Annotated in this window: 25 protein-coding genes and 3 pseudogenes; 19 read left to right on the top strand and 9 right to left on the bottom strand. The window is 30.9% G+C overall.

Going from position 1 to position 22,480, the window contains the following annotated elements; genetic code table 11:
* Positions 1–16: 16 nt before the first annotated feature.
* From RCG18_RS02575 to RCG18_RS02540, 8 genes and pseudogenes are all read left to right on the top strand, one after another.
* Positions 17–234, top strand: a pseudogene (locus RCG18_RS02575) (BhlA/UviB family holin-like peptide).
* Between the two features lie 153 nt (positions 235–387).
* On the top strand, positions 388–1,170 hold the full coding sequence (locus RCG18_RS02570) for an N-acetylmuramoyl-L-alanine amidase (RefSeq protein ID WP_308039878.1): 783 nt from the start codon (positions 388–390) through the stop codon (positions 1,168–1,170).
* A 233-nt stretch (positions 1,171–1,403) separates the two neighbouring features.
* Positions 1,404–1,760 carry a phage holin, LLH family gene (locus RCG18_RS02565; protein ID WP_308039877.1) on the top strand — a complete coding sequence of 119 codons (357 nt, stop codon included), beginning with the start codon at positions 1,404–1,406 and terminating at the stop codon, positions 1,758–1,760.
* A 155-nt stretch (positions 1,761–1,915) separates the two neighbouring features.
* A complete protein-coding gene (locus RCG18_RS02560; RefSeq protein ID WP_308039876.1) occupies positions 1,916–2,551 on the top strand; it encodes a hypothetical protein in 636 nt (211 codons plus the stop codon).
* 63 nt (positions 2,552–2,614) lie between these two features.
* Positions 2,615–3,034 carry a hypothetical protein gene (locus RCG18_RS02555; protein ID WP_308039875.1) on the top strand — a complete coding sequence of 140 codons (420 nt, stop codon included), beginning with the start codon at positions 2,615–2,617 and terminating at the stop codon, positions 3,032–3,034.
* The gene (locus tag RCG18_RS02550) at positions 3,015–3,590 is read left to right on the top strand and encodes a hypothetical protein (RefSeq protein WP_308039874.1); all 576 of its coding nucleotides are present in this window, start codon (positions 3,015–3,017) and stop codon (positions 3,588–3,590) included. Before RCG18_RS02555 ends, RCG18_RS02550 begins: the two co-directional genes overlap by 20 nt.
* Before the next feature lie 17 nt (positions 3,591–3,607).
* Positions 3,608–4,036 (top strand): hypothetical protein, encoded by a 429-nt coding sequence (locus RCG18_RS02545; RefSeq protein ID WP_308039873.1) that lies wholly within the window; start codon positions 3,608–3,610, stop codon positions 4,034–4,036.
* Positions 4,037–4,044: 8 nt separating this feature from the next.
* Positions 4,045–4,182, top strand: a complete 138-nt coding sequence (locus RCG18_RS02540) for a hypothetical protein (RefSeq protein WP_308039872.1) — start codon at positions 4,045–4,047, stop codon at positions 4,180–4,182.
* A 145-nt stretch (positions 4,183–4,327) separates the two neighbouring features.
* On the opposite strand, the gene RCG18_RS02535 is transcribed toward RCG18_RS02540, so the two are convergent.
* The gene (locus RCG18_RS02535) at positions 4,328–4,459 is read right to left on the bottom strand and encodes a hypothetical protein (protein ID WP_308039871.1); all 132 of its coding nucleotides are present in this window, start codon (positions 4,457–4,459) and stop codon (positions 4,328–4,330) included.
* Between the two features lie 115 nt (positions 4,460–4,574).
* Between RCG18_RS02535 and RCG18_RS02530 the strand changes: the two genes are divergently transcribed.
* From RCG18_RS02530 to RCG18_RS02510, 5 genes are all read left to right on the top strand, one after another.
* Positions 4,575–4,760, top strand: coding sequence for a helix-turn-helix transcriptional regulator (locus RCG18_RS02530; RefSeq protein ID WP_308039870.1), 186 nt, complete (start codon positions 4,575–4,577; stop codon positions 4,758–4,760).
* 116 nt (positions 4,761–4,876) lie between these two features.
* On the top strand, positions 4,877–5,026 hold the full coding sequence (locus RCG18_RS02525) for a hypothetical protein (RefSeq protein ID WP_308039869.1): 150 nt from the start codon (positions 4,877–4,879) through the stop codon (positions 5,024–5,026).
* Positions 5,027–5,213: 187 nt separating this feature from the next.
* Positions 5,214–6,341 carry an FtsK/SpoIIIE domain-containing protein gene (locus tag RCG18_RS02520; RefSeq protein ID WP_308039868.1) on the top strand — a complete coding sequence of 376 codons (1,128 nt, stop codon included), beginning with the start codon at positions 5,214–5,216 and terminating at the stop codon, positions 6,339–6,341.
* Positions 6,325–6,840 carry a hypothetical protein gene (locus tag RCG18_RS02515; RefSeq protein ID WP_308039866.1) on the top strand — a complete coding sequence of 172 codons (516 nt, stop codon included), beginning with the start codon at positions 6,325–6,327 and terminating at the stop codon, positions 6,838–6,840. Before RCG18_RS02520 ends, RCG18_RS02515 begins: the two co-directional genes overlap by 17 nt.
* Before the next feature lie 135 nt (positions 6,841–6,975).
* Positions 6,976–7,368, top strand: a complete 393-nt coding sequence (locus RCG18_RS02510; protein WP_308039865.1) for a metal-dependent hydrolase — start codon at positions 6,976–6,978, stop codon at positions 7,366–7,368.
* 253 nt (positions 7,369–7,621) lie between these two features.
* Here RCG18_RS02510 and RCG18_RS02505 read toward each other — a convergent pair whose 3' ends face one another.
* Entirely contained in the window at positions 7,622–7,897 is a 276-nt protein-coding gene (locus tag RCG18_RS02505; RefSeq protein WP_308039864.1) for a hypothetical protein, read from the bottom strand.
* Positions 7,898–8,112: 215 nt separating this feature from the next.
* A complete protein-coding gene (locus RCG18_RS02500) occupies positions 8,113–9,033 on the bottom strand; it encodes a tyrosine-type recombinase/integrase (protein WP_308039862.1) in 921 nt (306 codons plus the stop codon).
* A 939-nt stretch (positions 9,034–9,972) separates the two neighbouring features.
* Here RCG18_RS02500 and RCG18_RS02495 point away from each other — a divergent pair.
* The 6 genes and pseudogenes from RCG18_RS02495 (at position 9,973) to RCG18_RS02475 (ending at position 16,041) form a co-directional block, all read left to right on the top strand.
* Positions 9,973–10,482: a GNAT family N-acetyltransferase gene (locus tag RCG18_RS02495; RefSeq protein ID WP_017210113.1), complete on the top strand. Its 510-nt coding sequence runs from the start codon at positions 9,973–9,975 to the stop codon at positions 10,480–10,482.
* Between the two features lie 870 nt (positions 10,483–11,352).
* Positions 11,353–11,684: pseudogene (locus RCG18_RS28955) on the top strand (aminopeptidase P family N-terminal domain-containing protein); the annotation flags it as partial.
* 3 nt (positions 11,685–11,687) lie between these two features.
* Positions 11,688–12,419 (top strand): M24 family metallopeptidase, encoded by a 732-nt coding sequence (locus RCG18_RS02485; RefSeq protein WP_374119114.1) that lies wholly within the window; start codon positions 11,688–11,690, stop codon positions 12,417–12,419.
* Between the two features lie 418 nt (positions 12,420–12,837).
* A complete protein-coding gene (locus RCG18_RS02480) occupies positions 12,838–14,184 on the top strand; it encodes a peptide MFS transporter (RefSeq protein ID WP_308039860.1) in 1,347 nt (448 codons plus the stop codon).
* 303 nt (positions 14,185–14,487) lie between these two features.
* Positions 14,488–14,634, top strand: a pseudogene (locus tag RCG18_RS28950) (M24 family metallopeptidase C-terminal domain-containing protein); the annotation flags it as partial.
* Between the two features lie 48 nt (positions 14,635–14,682).
* A complete protein-coding gene (locus RCG18_RS02475; protein ID WP_308041951.1) occupies positions 14,683–16,041 on the top strand; it encodes a peptide MFS transporter in 1,359 nt (452 codons plus the stop codon).
* Between the two features lie 103 nt (positions 16,042–16,144).
* On the opposite strand, the gene RCG18_RS02470 is transcribed toward RCG18_RS02475, so the two are convergent.
* The 6 genes from RCG18_RS02470 to RCG18_RS02445 form a co-directional block, all read right to left on the bottom strand.
* Positions 16,145–16,339, bottom strand: a complete 195-nt coding sequence (locus RCG18_RS02470; RefSeq protein ID WP_308039859.1) for a hypothetical protein — start codon at positions 16,337–16,339, stop codon at positions 16,145–16,147.
* A 207-nt stretch (positions 16,340–16,546) separates the two neighbouring features.
* Positions 16,547–18,199, bottom strand: coding sequence for a peptide ABC transporter substrate-binding protein (locus tag RCG18_RS02465; protein ID WP_308039858.1), 1,653 nt, complete (start codon positions 18,197–18,199; stop codon positions 16,547–16,549).
* 95 nt (positions 18,200–18,294) lie between these two features.
* A complete protein-coding gene (locus RCG18_RS02460; RefSeq protein ID WP_308039857.1) occupies positions 18,295–19,272 on the bottom strand; it encodes a dipeptide ABC transporter ATP-binding protein in 978 nt (325 codons plus the stop codon).
* Positions 19,272–20,282 (bottom strand): ABC transporter ATP-binding protein, encoded by a 1,011-nt coding sequence (locus tag RCG18_RS02455; protein ID WP_308039855.1) that lies wholly within the window; start codon positions 20,280–20,282, stop codon positions 19,272–19,274. The genes RCG18_RS02460 and RCG18_RS02455 overlap by 1 nt, the downstream gene beginning before the upstream one ends.
* A 15-nt stretch (positions 20,283–20,297) precedes the next feature.
* Entirely contained in the window at positions 20,298–21,260 is a 963-nt protein-coding gene (locus RCG18_RS02450) for an ABC transporter permease (protein ID WP_308039854.1), read from the bottom strand.
* Between the two features lie 12 nt (positions 21,261–21,272).
* Positions 21,273–22,196, bottom strand: a complete 924-nt coding sequence (locus tag RCG18_RS02445; RefSeq protein WP_308039853.1) for an ABC transporter permease — start codon at positions 22,194–22,196, stop codon at positions 21,273–21,275.
* Positions 22,197–22,480 lie beyond the last annotated feature (284 nt).

Genomic DNA, 22,480 nt, shown 5'->3' with positions numbered 1-22,480 from the left:
TAAATAGAGGTGCTTTATGGATGAGCTACTTAAATCAGCACTACAGCAAGGGTTAGGATATGGGCTATTTGTATTCTTATTACTTTATGCCTTAAAGACTACAGGTGAAAGAGAAAAAACTATCAAATAACTATAGGAAAAAATCAAGACATTATACAAGATTTAACGAAAAAATTTGATATTGTTGAAGATATAAAAGAGGACATGAAAGATATAAAAAATAAAATTAATTAGGAGATGTTAGTATGAGTATATTTACAATAGATCCTGGGCATAGATGTTATCCAGATACAGGAGCAGAAGGATATTTAAATGAGCAGAATTGTGCTTTAGACATAGCGAATAGAGTTATATCTAAACTTTAATCACTAGGACACCAGGCTTGGAATGCAAGACCTTCAAGCTTCGAGTGTTGTGAATTCACTGCAGCAGAGATGTAATGCTGCTAATAGTGCAGATTATTTAGTTTCTATACACTTAAATGCAGGTGGTGGAAAAGGTTCAGAAGTATTTGCTATGAGTGTTGCAGGTAATGTTCTAGCTTCTAATGTACTAAAATGCCTAGTAGCTTTAGGTTTTACCAATCGTGGTGTAAAAGATGGTAGCAGCTTATATGTAATAAGACATAGTAAACCTGCAGCAATTCTTATAGAAGTATGCTTTGTAGATACTCAAAGCGATGTGGACTTATATAACAAATTAAGTGCTGAAATTATAGCTAGAGCTATAGTTCAAGGACTTACTGGACAAACAGTGGGGCCGGATAATAGTAACTCTGACTTTATAAAATCTGTACAACACGATTTGCAAAGGGTTAGCTGTCTGGAGAGAGGAGAGATTAATGCTACTGGTGTATTGGATGCTAAAACTAAAGCTGCTATAAAACAGTTTAGATATGTGGTAGATCTGCCAAATGGCGAAAATATAGATGATAGTTTAGTAAATTCCTTAAATGCAATTACTAAAATGCCAACTATTGGGTCAGATTGGCCAGCCAATGTAGTTGCAACTAAGTTTATACAATGGTATTTAGGATTGTCTAAAACTGGAGTAGTAGATTCTAAAATGACACAAGCAATGAAAAATTGGCAAGTGAGAACCGGGATATGGTCTGCCTCTGGAGTTGACGGAATTATTCGAGAAAAGGATTGGAATAAAATTTTAAAGTAGTTTATAGGAGAGCTGAGAGGCTCTCTTTCAATTTATAAAAAATTTTAGGAGGAATATATTATGATAACAGGACAAGAAATTCAATTATTAGTTATAGTCGGAGTTGTAGGGGATGTAGTGAGTGCAGTACCTATATAAATGTTCTTAAAATATTTGATACTGCAGATCAGATTCTGGGTGTTACTGAGTCAATTATTAATTTAGCTAAAAAAATAGCACCTAATAACCCAGTAGTGAATTTTGCTAAAGTACTTGATGAATGGATAGAGAAGGGAGTAAAAGGAGCTCAGCAACTATATTATTCAGGACATCTTAAAGGTGAAGATAGAAATAAAGTAGCAAAAGATGCTGTATACACTGCCTTAAAACAATTTGGAATTGAACCAGATGAAGAACAGCAAAAATTAATTAATGTAGCTATAGAAGCAGCTGTAAATGACCTTGAACATAACAAGACAGAAGCCGAAAAATTATCGGCACAGCAACAACTACAATCTCAAGTATCTCAGTTACAACAGGAAAATTCTCAGTTGAAACAAACTATAACTCAAGTTCAAAATACAATTGGCGTACCGCAAATGGCTCAATAATAATTTTAACCTTAGGTGTAAAAACCTAGAGTTTTTTAAATTTTTTGGAGGATTTTCTTTAAAGATGTAGAACATATTTATTATTGAGTAAAATTTACACAATAATTATATTAACACAGAAGTGCTAAGTAGGTACATTTATTGGGGGGATGAATATGGAGCTAAATATTAAAAACAATTTGTTTAATGAAGGCGATAATGATGATTTTTTAATAAGTTATAATAAACTAATTCAGTATATAAATGAAAATCATCTAATTGATTATATCGAAGATGCATATAAAATTACGTGTACAAGTGAGCTAAATGGCACAATGATTGGTAGACTAAATAATATATTAGTGAGATTGTTTGATGGACAATTAGAGTACATTGAGACACTTAGTAAGTTTATGCAGACGCCTAATATAAATTTTAACAATAGAACAACTTCTAATGCGCAAATCAATGCAAGGTTAAGAAGAATGAGAGATATATATTTTGAGTGCATAATGGCATTTAATAATATGGTATCAGATCCATTTAATATAAGTGGAACAGCAACTTCAGTACAAGAAAAATCACCTAGTATAAATTTGACACTGTCGAGAAACGATTTAACTCAGTTTTCCTGTACTTTAAATTTTAATTCACTATTAAATATGCTCTGTCAATTAGTGTCTGTTGCAGGAAATAAGTTAAACTCAGGTAATAACATTATAGATGTGCAATTGCTAAATAGATATTTAGAAGAATCGGATAATCTTAACAGTACAATAATTCAATTTAAAAAATCAAAGGACATTCATTAGATTCTTAAAATGATAGAATTATGTTTACTAAAAGGTGCAATCATTTTTTACAAGGGGAAAAATATGTTTGATTTTAATAACCCATTTTTTCTTAGTATAGTAAATGGCATTATTGGTGGTGTTTTAGCCTGTATTGTAACAACAGTAGTTTCTTTTAAGTCTATTAAAGCTCAAAGGCAATATTATACAGAACTTCAAGTTATACCAGATAAGGTGTTAAATCCGCTCTTGGGTGAATATAATAAAATTAAAGACAGAGAAAAAATCAATCCAAAAGAATTAATATCTTCAGCAATATATAAGAATATAGATTCTATATTCGAAAATAATATATGTTGGTATTTTTTGTCTAACAAAGAGATAAAGCCAATATTAGTTAATATACGAGATTATTCCCGTGACAAGAATGAAGAGAAGCTTAAAAGTGAATTAAAAAACCTTTATGAAACAATAGAAAAGGTATATGTATCAAAGTATAAATAAGCAAGTAGGTGAAACAATGTCTACTGATAAAGAAATGGACAATTCTAAAGAAGAAAATGAATTAAGTGTAGGTGAAGATATAATGAATTTATCGCAACCTACAAATACTATAGTTATTAAAATAGATACTAATGAACATAATAATACACATAAGAATATATTTTTGGCTATAAATAGTGCCAATGGTACGGGAAAGGTAGATTATAGTGATACTTCTAAAGCTAGTGACGATATTGTTTATGACTATGGAGTAATGATGCATGATAATCAACCAGCTTTAAATAGAAATAGTATAATTGAAATAAGGAGTACATATAAAAAGAGGTTGTCTAAATTAGAGGATATAAAATGTAAGTTAGATCCAAATAGCGATGAAGAGTATGATATAATAGAAGATGTAATAGAATTATTTAAAGAAGTAATTACTATATGTAATAACCATAAAAATAAAGATGTACTAGATGGAGAATGCATATATGAAATTACTGAAATTGTTTTTAAGGCTAGAAGTCAGTATGAAGACCTTAAAAGCCAGCATAAAGAGCTTTTTATATAGAAAGGGAGGTGAAACACTTGAGTTGTATTACAATAAGTTTAACTCCAGGAAGGTATTTTGTTAACTTAAATAAGTCAAAAATAGAAAAGATACTGAATGAACTCAATTTTAAAAGCACTTCTTATGTCGGTAGACTTTCTATATACAAGAATAACAAAAATGAAATAATAAAGCTAAGAGAAGATGGCAGTTTATATTATAAGGTTAACGTAGATACAATAAATAACAATGTTGTTTCAAATATATTGCTTAGTGTTGAAGAAATTATTAATAAGCTGAATCTTGCATATGATGACCTACTTAATACTAATAAGTTGTTTATATACTGGCCGGATAATTTTGATGGAAATAATTTAAATTTAATTAACTATTTTATTACCACAGACAAAATATTAAGCAACAAATATACTAGTATTCTAAGAAAAAAAATATGTTATTGTGCTTAACAAATATAGTGATAAAAATAAGCCCTGTCACCTGGGCTTATTTTCATGCAAAAGAAACACCAGCTATAATAGTTGGTGCTATAAATAATCTCACTATTTCACAGTGGAATTTTATTACAGCAGCCAATAGTCCTACATTCTTTTAACTAAGAGTGTAGGACTTGTTGGGTTTACAATGATTTACAAATATAACTTTATGTATTAATATGATTATACGGATTTTTCCAGTATAAATAAAGGAATTTCATTATAATAAAAGATCCTGTATCTACTTAAGATGCAGGCTCTTTGTTAAAAATCTTTTTCTTGTACACTTTTTATATGTCTAATAAAAAATGCTGCTAATACTGTTATGTATATAAAAAGTAATATAATTGCACTTCCAAAGCCGTAATACACTAGTTTTATTAATTCTAGCTCCATATAAACACCTTCCTTTTACTTATAAGTTTGTACAAGAAAAGGAAATTATAAACACTTTGCAGAATATATACATAAGCTAAAGTGAGGTGATGCATATGGGGTAAAGAATAGATTATTGCAAATAAGATTACAGAGAGGTTATAAAACGCAAAAAGACTTTGCTGAGTTCTTAGAAATAAGACGTGTGCAGTATAATAAATATGAAAATAATAAGGAACAACCAACATTAGAAGTTTTATGCAAAATAAGCCAAAAATTGAATATGAAGATGGAGGATATTATTTACTTAAAAGAGGAATAGTATCCTCTTATTTTTTATAAAAATAGTTCGAAATAAAATATTTTAGTTCAAAATAAGAAACATTTCATGAAACTCTGCATACATTATAGTAAAGAATAAGAAAGCAGGAGGAAGCAATGCCGAAAGTAGATGTAAGTTTTAAGAAAACTACTAGGGATATGAAACTATATTCGGCTGTTACTACTAAGGAAGAAAAGTCGGATTTTGTTAAGGATGCAATAGAATTTTATCTTAAATATTTAGAAAATAAGGATAGGAGGGAATAAGTGAAGTGTTTGAATTAGATAAACTAATTATAAATTCTGCTAAATCTTTAATGTCAAATATGTATCTGCAAGCCTCACTTTTAACTTGTTTATGGGTAATAAGTGAGATAGTATTTCCAAATAAGAAGGTGAAAAAATGATTACTGAGGCTTTATTATTGGGAGGAATTACTTACACTTACAAAAATATGGATAAAATACGAATAAGAAGACGATGGAAACAAATTACTTATTCTAAGAGTCAATTCACTAATAGATTAGAAAAAACTCTTAAAATATGGAGCATAGAGCGTACAGAATACGGGCATATAATTAAAATTGAATTACCATACTCTTACACATTAATCGACCTAGAAAGTAACCTGGATATATTTAAAGAAGGATTAGGGTATAAAAGTATACAACTTAAAAACGAAAGTAATATTGTGTATATGTATTGTGTTAAACAGTTTAAATTTAAAGATTTTTCTCCGATTAGATTACCAGCAAATAAGTTATTAATTGCGGATGGTTTAACAAAGCCAATTATTGTAGACATGAATAAGTTTCCACATATGTTGGTTGGAGGGGACACTGGAACCGGAAAGAGTAGAATACTTCTTTTAATATTAAGTAACTTAATAAATTGGTGTAATAATATAGATATTTATTTACTGCAAGTTAGGAAGAATGATTTAGGAGTTTTTCAAAATTGTAAACAGGTAGTGGTAAACTCCAAAACGTTGCAAGAGGTATTGGAAAGCTTAATAAAAATAGATAAGGAATGTAGTAGAAGAGAAAGGTTGATTGATAACACTAAAGGCTATTACAATATAGAAGATTATAATAAGAAAGCCTATAACAAATTGAAATATATCTATGTAGTGATAGAGGAATTTAGCTTCTTAAACATATCCAAAGGAGATACTAAGCAAGAAAAGCAATTAAAAGCTCAATGTTTAAAGCACATCAAAACTATAGTCAACGTTGGTAGATCTAGTGGAGTATTTCTTATTACAGCACTTCAAAAACCTACGAATGATAGCATACCAAGCGATATTAAAGCTCAATTATGTACCAGGATAAGCCTTAAAATAGCAGATGAACCAGCTGCAGTAGTTGTTTTAGGAAATGGAAAAGCATCAAAACTCCAAGAAAGAGAAGTAATTTGTAGAACATTAGATGAACAGAGAGGCTACAGCTTCACAATAGATCATGATATGATTACAGAAACTATAAAAAATAGAATTATAGAAAAGAAAAAAGAAGTTGCTCCGTTCAAGGATGGAAATGACATAAGTAGTATATTGAGTATCCTAAATGAAATTGCAAGATAGAGATATTAATATAATTAATTTCATACAAAACAATCATGGAGCAACTATTGAGCAACTTCAAAAGTTATTCTTTCCTTCTTATGATATGACAGCTAAGAGATTAAAATTACTGGCAGATAATAAATTTTTAAAAGCACAAGTACATCCGATTCTAGGTAAGAAAGTTTACTATCTTAAAAGAATACCCTCTTTTCATGCTCTGGTTATAACAGACATAACTATATTGCTAAGTGATAAAATAAAATTCATGCAGCGAGAATATAAAATAAAAAATAATAAAGTTGATTGTATATTTATCTTAAAAACGGGCAAAATAATAATATTGGAAGTTGATATATATAACCGCACAAAAGAGACTAAAGTAAAAGACGTAATGGATGCACTAGCAGAAACTAAAGCAGCAGTAGAATTTTGGATTGTCTGCAAGTGCAAGAGGCGTGAGCAGGTGCGAGGAATAAAATATATAGAAATGAAAAACATAAAAGATATTAAGTTATAAATAGATAGTACTATAGTATCACAATTTAAATCAATGATATAAAGTAAGTAAAATCAATAGCTTAAGAAACATTAGGGTATCCAGTGAATTGGATACCTTTTTTAATATGTTTTTAGATAGAGGTGATAAAAATTTATGATGAAAAGAACTCATATGTTTGCTGGAGCTGCTACAACATTACCTTTTATAAATGCAACTAATGTTATGCTTCTTCCTATAGCCATAATAGGTTCATTTGTGGCTGACTGGGACTATAGGATAGGATTGAAGCATAGAGGAATAACACATACTATTTTAGCTCTCTTGATAACTACAGGAGCGTTAAGCTTATATAGGCTACAACTAGGACTTTTATGGGGGCTTAATTATAGTACTCATTTACTATTAGATAGCTTAACTATTACAGGTGTACCTTTGTTATATCCAATTAAAAATAAGTATTATGGTTTCAAACTAATCAAAACAAGAAGCTCAGAAGATATGTTTATTTGTCTAATCTGTATCTATCTAATATCATATTTATACTAATATTAAAGTGGCCTTTATTAAATTATCTAATAAGTGAATTAATCACAAACAAATGTTTTATATAATCATTATAAAAATATTTATTTGGAATGGTAAGACATGAAAGTAGTTGCAAAATCAATAGATACTGGTAGCTTGGTTTGATAAGACATACAAACTCATTCAGTAAGATTTACAATTTGATATCACTATGAATTAAGAGTAGGCATAAAAATCTACTCTTTTACTTATGTTGACTGAAAATAATAAATTATTATAATAAAATCTTTCTCAATTGTGCTAAATCTTTAATTGCCTGCATATATATGAATTCTCCAGCAATAATTAATTGTTCATTTACAGCCTTTTCTAATACATAAATTAGATTCTTGTTTTCATCTGGAAGCTTATCCTTTATTTCATCGATTAAAGAAATTATTTTACTTTCACTTTTAAAATATTTTTCATCTTTACTAATTATATTGTTATAAATAGCCTCTACTCTCCTAACAATTATTTCAGAAATTAACTCATTAATGTTGTTAATCATTACAAACACCTCTTTTTTTATTATTAATGATTAAATAATACCATAGCAAACTACTTCGCAAATTTCAGGATTCCTCCTTTTTTCTTTCATAATTATTTCATGTCATTTTTTAGAGGTAACTACTGCTGAATTTTAATATAAGATATCCTCACTTTGATACCTACTAATTTAAATTGGAATAAAAAATGATAAATTAGTAAAAAACAATATTAATCTTATCTGCTCTTATTTAAGTAAATATTTGTAACACTAATTCTGTGATGACCAAGCCTTTCAGATGTAGCTTTTTTAGCTGTAGTTTTATCCTCTCCAGATTCCGTAAAATCCAAAAAACTTTGTTGTGCATATGAATGACGTGTTCCATGTATTGTTACGTTGGCCTTTGGAGTTTCACCTGTTTTGACTAATTCTCTAACTGCAGTATTATTGATCCTATCAATATCCTGAAACTCTTTTCTGTGATTCCTTATCCAATCCTGAATTGACTTCTTAACTTTATGAGTCTTATCTCCTATTCCAATAAAGATTCTTTCTTTGCTCTTAGCATTTTTTAGCACATAATATAAAACCACTAATTTAATTTCCTCTACAAGTACCTCTCTTGGATTGTTTCCTTTTGTATTTTCTAAATACAAATATCCTTTTTCTATAGCCTTCTTTATCTGCCATACGGTTAAAGTTACAGCTTCCTCTAATCTTGTACCAAAATTAAAACAAAGTTTTAATGCCATTACTACATCAATCCTATTCATTTTTTCAGCTAGAGCTATAGCCTTTTCAATTTCTTCTTCACTCCAGGATCTTTTTACTCCTCCAAATGTTCTTTGTTCTAAATTCAACTTTTCATTCTCAGGTAATCTTTCTTTGCTACCTGTTAAAGAATAAAAAAATCTTATTCCACTTAACTCCATTTTGATTGTACCTGGAGCATATTTTGTTTTCATAAAATCTACATACATGTATATATGTTTAGATTTTATATTAGAAAATTTTTTTATATTTGTAGTTTCAGAAAGCCATTGACAAAATCTACATGTAGCATCTTTATATCTGTATCTGGTCTTTATACTCTTCCTATTATTTTCTCTAAATAATTTATCAATCTGAGCTTCTAAATTTTCATATTTTCCATTCATATTAAAACATCCTTTCCTTTTAGGCATATACAAAATTGCATAGCAGGACCTATGGCAATTGATATCATTTCTTGTGTTTTCCTATACACTCTAATAGTACAAACCTGCCTAATAAAGGGCTTAAGGTGTTAAAATCAAGTCTGTATCTATCGAATTAAAATAAAATATTCACTTTTAAATTTGCTCAGTAATATGTCTCAAGCATAATTTTTTATGCTAACAGAGAAAGCTACATAGCACACATTCGTATGCTCTAGTTGCTATATTCTGCTTATAAAGTGCAGACTCATATCGAGAAGAAACTTATATAATGCAACGCTGGATCCTGCTCACCAAAGTTCCAAACGTGGGATATTAGCATCACATTAAGTTAAAAATGATTAATGGAAATTTTGATATATATGTTATTATCCTTTAAGATCATTTTTAAAATTGTTAGCTTTATGGCCAATTTGAAATGTTACTCCACTGGAGCATTGACAAAATATATTCATAGTATATTATGTGATAAATTTTTAAAATAAGGTTTTAAAAAAAGAAAGGATCAGTATTTTTAAATGTGGTTAGAATTTAAATTATAGTTATATGAATTAGAAGTGATTATTTTGAAATTGGAATTAATAAAACTAGTGTATTACGGTTTTGGAACTGCAATTATATTACTTTTTATATACATAACAGTATTAGCAGTATTCTTTATTAGACATATAAGAAGTATACAAGAAAATGATTTTTAACAAAGAGCCTGTATCTTAATGGATGCAAGCTCTTTTTCTTTAATAAAATTCCTTTATTTGTATTATTAAAAACTATATAATTATATTAATACATAAAGTCATATTCGGAACAAAATGTGTCTCAACCGAGGAATATATTATAATAAATATTAGTATGAAATTTTGCTACAGGTTTTATGTATTTTTGACAGGAGGTATTGGAATGAATTTGCGTGAAGCAGAAGAAAAGGACTTTGAAATAATATACATGATGGGTTATGATGCTTGGGGCGATGGTCTTTCTAAACCAGATTATCTTTTAACTTGTAAGTCGTCTATTAAGTATGCAAATGGAAAGTGGTATGTATTAGAAAATGATGATAAGGTTTTATCAAGTTCGTTACTTATACATAACTTAAATCATCTTAATTGTGGTACTGGATTAGAAATAAGAGGAATTGGTTCTATTTCTACACCAATACATTTAAGAAGGAAAGGTTATGGGTCAAACTTAATAGAAAAGACTATGTCATATATAAATAGAGATATTCCTATAGATATTTGGTTTTTATATTCAGATATTGGTGCAGATTTTTATAATAAACTTAAATTTGAAGCATTACCCAATAATTTTCAAAAACGTACATCAAGTCTTTTAATGGCTTATTGTCAGCCTAATACTTGGGATATAAATACTAATGCTCCACAGATAGAAATACCTAATTATTTTTAATAAAAAATGTTACGCACTTTTCTTATTATGCGATTTATGAGAGAGTTATTTTTATGTTAGTCTAATTAAGTCATTTTTTATATGGAGTTTTAGTATATAATTTGATTTATATATAAGCTTTAGATGCTGAAAGCACAGACGTTATATGTAATTAAAGATAGAAAAATTTTCGTGCAATAGGTGTGCAGTAATACTAAATTTTATATGAAAATAAGTAATTTATTTTGAAGATGAAATGTATTTAAAGTATTGAAAATAAAGCTTTTTATTAACTAGGTTGAAAAAACAAAAAGTATGAGTTTCGTCGGGTGGGTTCGATTCCCACATATTCCCGCCAATATAAAAAGATAACCTCTAAGCTAGTAATATCAATGTGTTACATGGTTTAGAGGTTTTTTATTTTAAAGTATACAGAAATGTAACAATTTGGTCATTATTTTGTAATAATTGGAAAATATAATAATAATTGTCCTAAGCTAATAAAAGCTTAGAGGAAAGATTTCTCTAAAGAAATAAATATTTGATATAAGCACTAGTGAAGCACTAGTGCTTATTATTTTACGATTTATTAAAAAAGTGACTTAAGGCGCCAACACTTATAGCTTTGGAAAAAACAGCCAATCTCGTTAATAGCTATTTTATTGAAAAATATATTTAATGCTAAACTGATAATTTTAAAGTATCCAAAGTTCATATATATAAAATATTCAATTGATAAAATTGATAAAGTTTTACTATAACTAAATTTTTTTAAATATAAATACAAAAATAAAGGTAAAATTTCATTTTGGTGTTTCTAATGGAAAAGAGTTGTGATATAATTTGAATTGGACGATATTTACAAAACATTTAATAAAAGGAGGATGTAAAATGGAAAGGTTAAATAGAACACAAGCCATATTAAAAGATAACGAATGGGATGCTTTATTTTTAGTAAAAAGAGCTAATGTGAATTACATAAGTAGATTTTCTGATGAAGCTGCATATGCGCTAATAGGTACAGACCAACAGTTTCTTATAACTGATGGAAGGTTTTTGAACTTGCGCAAGAAGAATGTAAAGGGTTTCGAATAATAAATTGGCAAAAGATTGGGACAAGCATTGTAGATGCAATTAAGGAATTATGCAAAAACAATGACATAAAGAAACTTGGATTTGAAAGAGTTGCAACCTCCTATGACTTATATGATAAACTTCAAAAGAGTATACCTGACGTTGAGCTTATTCCTACTAATAATGTAATAGAAGATTTAAGATATGTAAAAGATGAAGAAGAAATAGAAATACTAAAGGAAGCTTCTAAAATTACAGATAAATCCTTTGAAGATATATTAAACTTTATAAAACCTGGAATGACAGAAAATGAAGTAGCTGCTAAGCTAGAATATATAATAAAATCAAATGGAGCAAGTGGAGTTGGCTTCGAAACAATATTAATTTCCGGTAAAAAAACATCTCTGCCTCATGGAAAGCCAAATGATAAAGTTATAGAAAAAGGTGACTTTGTCACTTTAGACTTTGGAGCATTGTATAAGGGATATACATCTGACATGACAAGAACTATAGTAGTTGGTACTGCGAATGAAAAACAAATAGAAATATATAATGTTGTTAAAAAAGCGCAGCAGGTTGGGTTGGATACAATAAAGGCAGGAGTTACATCGAAAGCGCCTGATGATAAAATAAGAGAAATTGTGAAGGATTATATTGAATATTATTATCCTGGTATAGGACATGGTGTAGGAAGAGAACTACATGAACAACCTTTCCTTGGCAAAAATGGAGATAGAGTAATAGAAAGGAACTGTATCATTACGGTAGAGCCGGGAATTTACATTCCTAATTGGGGTGGAGTAAGAATAGAAGATACAATTATTGTAACTGAGACAGGAAATGAAAGGCTAACTAAGTCTTCCAAAGATTTAATTTGTGTATAAAAATACTTAGAAGTTAATATCGATTAAGCAAGGACTTTCGAAAAATAGAAATCCTTGCTTTCTATTTCACAAATATAATGAAATTTTAAAATGATAATCTTGCATAAAATTGCATAAATATGAAAAAAATTTAAGTATATGTGTAATGTTTTAAAAACAATGGGAAAAAATTAAGTATATATAAAATTTTTGGGAAAATATCTTGCAAAAGTGTGAAATTTGTGTAATAATTGATATTGTTTGTAATAAATGTAATTTTATATTAAATAATACATAAATGTAAAAGTAATTAAAGTATTATGTTTTAATAAAAGTCAAAGCAGTTTATATGAAGATATATTCAATAATAATACTTAGGGGGCATGATATGAGTTTCTAACTCAGTCATATATTTATTATCTAGAATGGAGGGTTTTTTATGAATGGACAAACAGTTATGCAATCAGAGCCGAAGCAAGGGCAACCTAAGGCTCTCTATGGGTTAGGATTAACCTTTACCTTTGAGAGATTTGCGTACTATGGAGGTAAACCAATTTTAGTACTTTTCCTAGCATATGCGGTAGCAAAAGGTGGACTTGGTATTTCCAAGGCAGAGGCAACAGTTATAGCAGCAAATTTAGGAGCATTTACTTACTTGGCTCCAATATTTGGAGGGATCATTGCTGACAAATGGCTAGGACCAAGATATTGTATAATGATAGGCACAGTTCTTATGGCTGCAGGTTGGTCTTTAGGATATTTTGCTACCAGCGCTGCATGGATTAACGCACTTATTATAGTAGTATCTATTGGAACAGGTTTCTTTAAAGGTAACTTAAATGCCTTAGTTGGTGAATTATATGAAAAAGAAGATCAACGTAAGGATATGGGATATTCAATTATTTACTCATTTGTTAATGGAGGGGCATTTGTTGGTTCACTTGCATTAGGTGGAATGTACATTACACATGGATTTAGAATATGTTACTTATTAGCAGCAATATTTGCTCTAATGTCAGGAATTGTATTTTTATTTACTTGTAAGAATCTGGGAGATTTAGGGAAAAAACCTAATAAATATTCTGTTGCTTCCAGCAAAGCAGATGTTAAAGTAGATGTTAATAGACCATTAACTAAAAGAGAAAAAAATCAGGTTCTTGTTATATTTATTTTAGCATTATTCTCAGTATTCTTCTGGCTGTTCTACAATCAATCAGAAGCATCACTATTATTGTATGTTGATAGTTATACTAAATTTAATGTTGGCAACTTTAAGATACCTGCTACATGGACTACAACTTCCTTTAATGGATTACTTTGTGTAGTATTATCACCAATAATGGCTACAATATGGTTCAAGCTTTCTAAGACAAGAAAAAATGGAGATCTTACTATGACACAAAAAATAGCTTTAGGATATATATTCCTAGGTATTGGATTCTTAGTAATGGTAGGAGCTGAATTTGTAAGAGGTGGAGTTACAACTGCTAGCTTAAGCATGTTATGGATATTAATGTTTACAATATTCCAAACTATAGGAGAAATGTGTTTCTCACCACTAGGAAATTCAGTAGTAAGTAAAACTGCACCACCTAAATATTTAGCATTACTAATGGGTGTATGGAGTTTCGCTACCTTCTTAGCTCAAAAGGGATCAGGATATATAGAAGGAATTATAGGAAACTTAGGATTAATGCAAGTATTTATAGCTATACCAACTATACTTTTTGTTGGAGCAGTTATACTGTTTGCTTGCAATAAGAAGATTACAGAGCTTACTGAATAATTTAATAAATATATATAGAAAAAATTCCTCGCGATAGAAAAGGATTTCTATTGTGAGGGTTTTTTTATTGTTTAGAATTATATAGATAAATAATTTTACTTTTGTTTTTATATTATTTTATATTGATAAAATAGTAAAAATTAAATTTAGTATAAGTAAAATTATTTTAGTATAACTTGATTTTTTCTAGCATATGTGCAATAATTAGTTGTGAGCAAAAAAAGACATAAAATTATAAAAATACTTAAAATATAAGTATTTTTGATATTATCTAACATTTCAGGTTATGGTAAATTATAGGTCTTGTGTAAGCGTTTTCTATTAAGATGCCATAACCACAGAAGAGACCTTAACAATGATGAGAAACTGTGTTTAAACAGTTATCATAAACTTGTGTACGAGAGATTAGCTGAGCACCTGAGCGATGAAAAATGGGCGTGGCTGAAATCCTATACAGAAGAAGTTAAAAATAAGATTGGAGGAAAAATTATGAGTGAAATGGTAGTAAAAAACAAACGCCCTTTTGGTTTCTACGTTTGTTCCATCGCGTTTATGCTCGAAAGAATGGCGTATTATTCTGCTAAGTACCTGATCTTTGTTTTCGTTGCTGCTACAGTAGTAACAGGTGGATTGGGTCTTACAAAAGTTGAAGCTGCACTTATTCAATCAAATCTTGTTGCCTTTACCTATCTTGCACCTATTGTTGGCGGATATATTTCTGACAGATACATCGGAGCTAGATACTGTGTTCCGGTTGGATTAGCTTTGATGGGTGTAGGGTATTTTCTAGGTGGAACTGCAACAACTGTGACAACCATGAATTTAATGGTTACCCTTGTAGCTATTGGGACAGGCCTTTTCAAAGGTAACGTTTCTGCAATAAACGGTTCTTTATTTGATGACGAAAGACAGCTGGATTCAGCATTTTCGGTTCAGTATTCTTTCGTAAATATTGGTTCATTTATCGGAACAACCTTTGTAGGTATTCTTGTGGCAACTACTTTTGCTCATGGCGGTGTTCAAGGTTTCAGACCTGCGTTTCAATTATGTGGTATTATTTGTGCTATTGATGCTCTATGGTTTTTGTTCGGTATGAAATTCCTTGGAGAAGCAGGCAAAAAACCGTTCAAAGCGGGTAAGCATGTAGAAAAGAAAGTAGAAGAAGAAGTTAAACCATTGACAAAGGTGGAAAAAAGAAAAGTATTTGCTATTGTTTTAGTATCCTTATTCTCAGTTGTGTTCTGGGTGTTCTGGTACTTGACTTATCTTGCTGTTTATGATTACGGTGGTCAATTTGTTAATATGAATGTGAGCGGATTTGAAGTGCCACTTTCATGGTTCGACTCTTTAAACGCTTTAGTATGTATTGCTCTTGGACCAGTTTTAGCTGCATTATGGTTTAAGATGTCCAAGGGTCCTAAAGGAGATTTAAGTTTGTTTAAAAAGTTAGCTCTAGGTCTTGGATTCTTAGGGTTATCCTTCTTGATGCTTGTATTTGCAGAACTTTCAAGAGGTGGAGTTGCTACAGCTAAGGCAAACATTATTTGGATCGTGGCATTTGGTATTCTACTTAGTATAGGTGAAATGTTATTCTCACCACTTGGTAATTCATTTGTTACTAAATATGCACCGAACAAGATTTACTCTGTATTAATGGGGGTTTGGATTTTGGCTTCATTCATAGCAGGTAAATCCTATGGATATTTATATGAGTTTGCTTCAAAATTCCCAATTATGCAGGCATATGTTGTTATTCCGATTATTTTGTTTGTATCCTCAGTATTGTTGTTCTTCTTTGATAAGAAGCTTGTAGGCCTGCTTGAAGATAAAGAACCAGCTAAAGCTGAGGCTGTGTAAATCACATAAGTGGTAAACAGCTGGTGTTGATTATAACAGGTTTATTTTCTAAAATAGAAAAAGATGACTTCTGTCTTGTACTGGAGTCATCCTTTTTTTACATTTAATTACTTTGTTTTGAGTGAATTTCTTTATGCTTTTTTGGATTACTATAATTAGGTAGGAGAGGAGTATCACCTGCTAAACCATCATATCCAGGTCCAAAATCACTAGTAAGGCCTGCTGCTGTGCTTTCTCCTAAAGATTCTTTTATAGCAGGTGTAGATAAAACTACATCATTTGAAGAATTTTTTTTCATGGTTAAACACCTCCATTGTATAGTATGTATTAAAATATAAAATTTATATAAAGTAAAAGACTTTAAAATACTGAATTTCGCACCATATTATGGAAATAAATTTTGATTGTGAAACCCTACATGGAGGAATTAATTAGAAAGTTAACTTTTGGTCTATTATCCCTATATAAAAAGGACTAGCATTAAAACTAGTCCTTTTTTATATTATTATTTTTCTAAATCAGCATCTCTAAAGTAGAAGAATCCAAGTGGTGATACATGAACATTTTTAAGTTTTTTATTCATACAAACAACTTCAGTATACTCATATAAAGGTATGAATGGCATATCATTCATGATTGTATCTTCTGCTTGATGCATTAAAGCTACTCGTTTTGTTGCATCCGCTTCAGCTTTAGCAGCTTTAATTAATTTATCAAATTCTGCATTAGCATATCCAGGATGGTTTTGTTCATTGCCAGTAGTAAACTGATCAATGAATGTCATTGGGTCGTTGTAATCTGCTATCCATCCATCTCTAGCAATTTGATAATTACGTTTATTTAGCTCAGTTAAGTGAACTTTTCTTTCAACGTTTCTTAATTGAACGTCTATACCTAAATTCTTCTTCCACATATCTTGAACAGCTTGAGCCACATTTTGGTGTCCCTGCATTGTGTTATATAATATTTCTAACTTAGGGAATCCCTGTCCATCAGGATATCCAGCTTCAGCTAAGAGTTTTTTAGCTTGGGCAACATCGGCAGTTGCTGGGTAGTATTCTTTATTTTTGAATTTACCACCGTTAGAGTCACTTGCTGCACTTGGTACAAAACTAGTAGCTGGCTTCTCACCAGATTTTGTTACTTTTTCAACTAAAGCAGTTCTATCTATAGCGTAAGTAAGAGCTTTTCTTACTCTAACATCTTTTAATACTTTAGCAGCTTCTGCATTAACGTTTTCTGCATTTGGTGATACATTAAGATTATAGTAGTATGTTCCTAGATAAGGATAAGCTACTGCAGTACCATCCTTTAATAAATTAGGAGTTTCTTGTGCAGGTGGTTTATCAAGCATATCTAATTGTCCAGATTTAAATGCAGCAAAGTAACTGCTTTCATTTTCTAAAGTTTTAAATTCTATTCTATCAAGCTTTACATCCTTAGCATCCCAGTAGTTAGGATTTTTTTCAAAGTTTAAACTGTCTTTTGGTTTATATTCTTTCATAACAAATGGGCCGTTAGATATATATGTTTCAGCTTTATTAGCCCAATCCTTAGGATTTTTCTCTACTATATCCTTTCTTACAGGAGCATAAGTAGGGAAAGCAGTGAGTGATAAGAAGTAAAGTGTAGGACCTTCAAGAGTAACTACAAGAGTTTGGTCATCTGTGGCCTTAACTCCTACCTCATCAGCAGTAGCTTTCTTCTTATTATAATTTTCAGCATTCTTTACATAAAAAATTTGATAAGCATATTCAGATGCAGTATTTGGATCTGCGGCTCTCTTCCAAGCATATTCAAAGTCTTTTGCAGTAACAGGTTTTCCATCAGACCATTTTGCATCTTTTCTTAAATGGAATGTATAGGTTAAGCCATCCTTGGAGATTTCCCATTTCTCTGCTACACCTGGGATTGGTTTATCATCTTTATCTAAGTTTGTTAACCCTTCAAAGGCGTTACATATAACTTTAGCACCTTCCACAGAATTGTTTAAACCTGGGTCAATAGTTTTTGGATCAGCCCCAATATTAACCTTAATTACTTTTTTTCCACTGGCAGTACCTGAAGTTGATTTACTGCCGCAGCCTGCAAATACTGAACCTGCTACTGCTACAGTAACAAGTAATGCAAGCATTTTAGATTTTTTACTTTTTAACATAATAGCCCTCCTTATTAAATATATTCATATATTTTATAGATACAGAATTTAGTATCTGTATTCACTTGATTAGAGATTAAAATAAATGTGTATTTTTAAAAGAGGTGACATGCTACACAATGACCGCCGCCTAAATCCTTTAATTCAGGCTCTGCCTCTGAACATATTGGTTTTGCATATCTACATCTACCTTTAAATCTGCATCCAGGTGGTGGATCAATAGGAGATGGAGTTTCCCCTTCAAGCATAATTCTTTTATTTGCCGCAGACATATCAGGGTCTGGAACAGGGATAGCAGATAAAAGAGCTTGAGTATATGGATGTAATGGTTTCTTATATAATTCATTACTAGAAGCTAGTTCTACCATTTTTCCTAGATACATAACTCCAATTCTTGTTGATATATGTTTAACCATTGAAAGGTCGTGAGCTATAAATAAATAAGTAAGACCTAAATCATCTTGTAAATCCTCAAGCATATTAACTACTTGGGCCTGGATAGATACGTCTAAAGCGGAGATTGGCTCGTCGCATACTATAAATTCAGGCTCAACAGCTAATGCCCTAGCTATTCCGATCCTTTGCCTTTGCCCTCCGGAAAATTCATGAGGATATCTACTAGCATGATCTCTATTTAATCCAACCTTACTCAAAAGGTAGTGAATTCTTTCTGCTCTTTCTTTGCCTCTCATTAATCCATGTATATCAAGAGATTCGCCTATTATATCTCCTACAGTCATTCTTGCATCTAGTGAAGCATAAGGGTCTTGAAATATCATTTGCATTTTTCTTCTGTAGGGAAGAATTTGACTAGGTGACAACTTAGAAATGTCTTGTCCGTTGTAAATTATTTGACCAGCTGTTGGTTCATAGAGTTTTATAACAGTTCTACCTGTGGTTGTTTTTCCGCAGCCAGATTCACCAACAAGGCCTAAAGTTTCACCTTTATTTATAGCAAAAGAAACATCATCTACAGCTTTCACATATGTTTTTTTATTAGCTAAAAGCCCTTTTCTTATTTCAAAATACTTTTTTAATCCTTTTACTTCTAATAGCACTTTTTTATCTTCCATTATGAATTCCCCCTTTCGATGTTAGCTTCAACCTTTGGTGCATCAGGGTGATTTAACCAGCATGCAGAACAGTGACCTTTATTGGCTTCAAATTGCGGAGGTCTTTCGGTTAAACATATTTTTAATGTATATTCACATCTTGGAGCAAAAGGACATCCAGCAGGAGGTTTTAAAAGATCTGGTGGTGTGCCTTCAATTGGCTTTAGCCTTTCTTTTATATCCTCCTTAGGATTTGGTATACTTCTTAGAAGCCCCCAGGTATAAGGATGTTTAGGATTATAAAATATATCCCTTGAGGTTCCGCTTTCTACAATAGTTCCACCATACATTACATAGATTCTATTACATACGTCTGCTACTACCCCTAAGTCATGTGTTATAAGGATTATAGACATACCTATTTTGGATTTTAAATCTTTCATAAGTTCAAGAATTTGTGCTTGAATTGTAACGTCTAGTGCGGTAGTAGGCTCGTCTGCTATTAAAAGTTTTGGAGCACATACAAGAGACATGGCAATCATAGCCCTTTGTCTCATACCGCCGGAAAATTCGTGTGGGTATTGTTTCATTCTTTTTTCGGGACTAGGAATTCCAACTAATTTAAGCATTTCTACCGCTTTGTTGAAAGCATCAGTTTTGCTCATCTTTTTATGTTTTATAAGAGGTTCCATTAATTGTTCACCTATAGTGAAAACTGGATTTAATGAAGTCATAGGATCTTGAAATATCATTCCTATTTCGTTTCCTCTTATTTTTTCCATTTCTTTTTCTCGTAATTTAGATAAATCTTTTTCGTTAAATAATACTTGACCTTCTGTTATTTTTCCATTGTCAGTTAAAAGTCTCATAGTAGACATCATAGTAATACTTTTACCACTGCCTGACTCTCCAACTATTCCGATAGCTTCTCCTTTATCTAAATCTAGAGAAACTCCTCTTACGGCTTTTACTTCTCCGACATGAGTATAAAATGATGTGTGTAAATTTTTAATTTCAAGTAATTTCTCCATAATAAAAGCCTCCTATTACTTTCTCATCTTAGGGTCTAAAGCATCTCTCAAGCCATCACCCAATAGGTTAAATGCCAATATTGTTAAACAGATTGCTAAGGCTGGAAAAAACAACTGTGTTGGATACAGTTGAAACCCTTCTAATGCCTCTGATGCAAGTGTTCCCCAAGATGCTTGCGGTGCGGAAACACCAAGGCCTATAAAGCTTAAAAAGGATTCTGTAAATATAGCTTCTGGCACTGACAGTGTGAGAGTTACGATTATTGGACCCATGCAATTAGGGATAAGATGCCTTAAAAGTATTCTCATAGAAGAAGCTCCCAATGTTTTAGCGGCAAAAACGAATTCTTGTTGCTTTAAAGACATAATCTGTCCCCTTACTATTCTTGCCATAGTTAACCAATATGCTATTGCTAGAGCTATTATGATACTTTTTAATCCAGCACCGAAAATAACCATTAAAAGTATTACGTATATCATCATAGGGATGGAGTATAGAATATCTACTATTCTCATCATGAGGTTGTCTATTTTTCCACCAAAATATCCTGCTATACCTCCATATAAAATACCTATAACTATGTTAAGAATACTTGCTGCATATCCAACTGCTAAAGATATTCTTGCTCCATAAAGTATTCTAACAAAAATGTCTCTTCCGAATTTATCTGTACCAAACCAGTGAGCTGCACTTGGAGGTTGGTTGGCCATATCTAGATCCTGTGAGTAGTAGTTGTATTTTGAAAGTAAAGGACCTATAATTGCAATAATTGTAATTAATACAACAAATGTTAATCCTATCATAGCCAGTTTGTTTTCTTTTAATCTTCTCCAAACATCTTGCCAGTATGTGAGACTTGGCCTTACTATAGCTTCAGAATTTTTATCTGCAGAAGGAACTTTTTCAAACATATCTTTTGGTATAGAATTAGATACTGTTATGTTTAAATTTTCATCTAAATTTTTAGTTACTTGCATTTTGTGACCTCCTTAACTTTCTAGTTTTATTCTTGGGTCTATTGTTACATATAATAAGTCTACCAATAGATTACATCCTACCAATAAGGTACTGTAGAAAATAGTTACTCCTAGGGTAGTGGTATAATCTCTGTTACCTATGCTTTGTACAAACTCTCTTCCGAGTCCAGGTATTCCAAATAATGTTTCTATTACAAAGCTTCCGGTAAGTACACCAGCAAGAAGAGGTCCTAAATATGTTATTATAGGTATTAATGAATTCTTAAGGGCATGCTTATAAATTATTTTTGCCTTTTGTAATCCTTTAGCTTTAGCAACTTTTATATAGTCTTGTCTTATAACTTCTAAAAGACTTGATCTAGAAAGTCTGGCAATAAATGCAGTAGCATATCCGCCGAGAGCCACTGCTGGTAATACTAAATTTTCTGGTCCATCAAAGCCTACTGCAGGAAACCATCCTAAATAAACCGCAAAAAAATAAATGAAGAAGGTTGCCATAACAAAGCTTGGAACTGTCACGCCAAAAGTAGCAATAACCATACAGAGGTTGTCCTGCCATTTTCCTTGATGAAGTGCAGCAGTTATTCCCATGTATAATCCTACTATAAGTGCAAAGCCTACTGAACACAGTCCGAGTTTTGCTGTTGCAGGAAATGAGTAGCCTATTACATCATTTACACTTTTGCCTTCATATCTCATTGAAGGACCTAAGTCTCCATGTAAAACAACATTTTTTAGATAAGTTGTATATTGTTCCCCAAGAGGTTTGTTAAGCCCAAACTTTGCTTCAAGGTTTGCTTGAACTTGAGGAGGTAATTTTTTTTCTGCATCAAAAGGCCCTCCGGGTATTTTATGCATTAAAAAGAAGGTTAGAGTGATAACCACCCAAATAGTAACAACGCTGTAAAATAATCTTTTTAGAATGTAATTGATCATGTTTCAACCCCCAATTTTTATGATTTAGCTGTGAAATTTTAAAAAATGAAATAAATATTTATTCACTATTTTCTGGAATTTTATTGAAATTTAAAACAAGATATGCATAAATATGACATATCATGATTAGTGGAGTATTTGGAAAAAAGAAATTTTAAATTATATTATATTCAATTATCAATGATCATTTTTTAAAAACAGTATGTTTTTACATAATGTTACCATAGTGTGAAGGCTGTGTCAATTGGCATTACTGCATTTGGAAGTTGTAAAAAAATAAGTGA

Origin of the sequence: Clostridium sp. OS1-26, assembly GCF_030915445.1 — a bacterium.
Lineage (GTDB): Bacteria > Bacillota > Clostridia > Clostridiales > Clostridiaceae > Clostridium_AM.
This window is presented reverse-complemented; position numbering and strand designations above follow the sequence as displayed.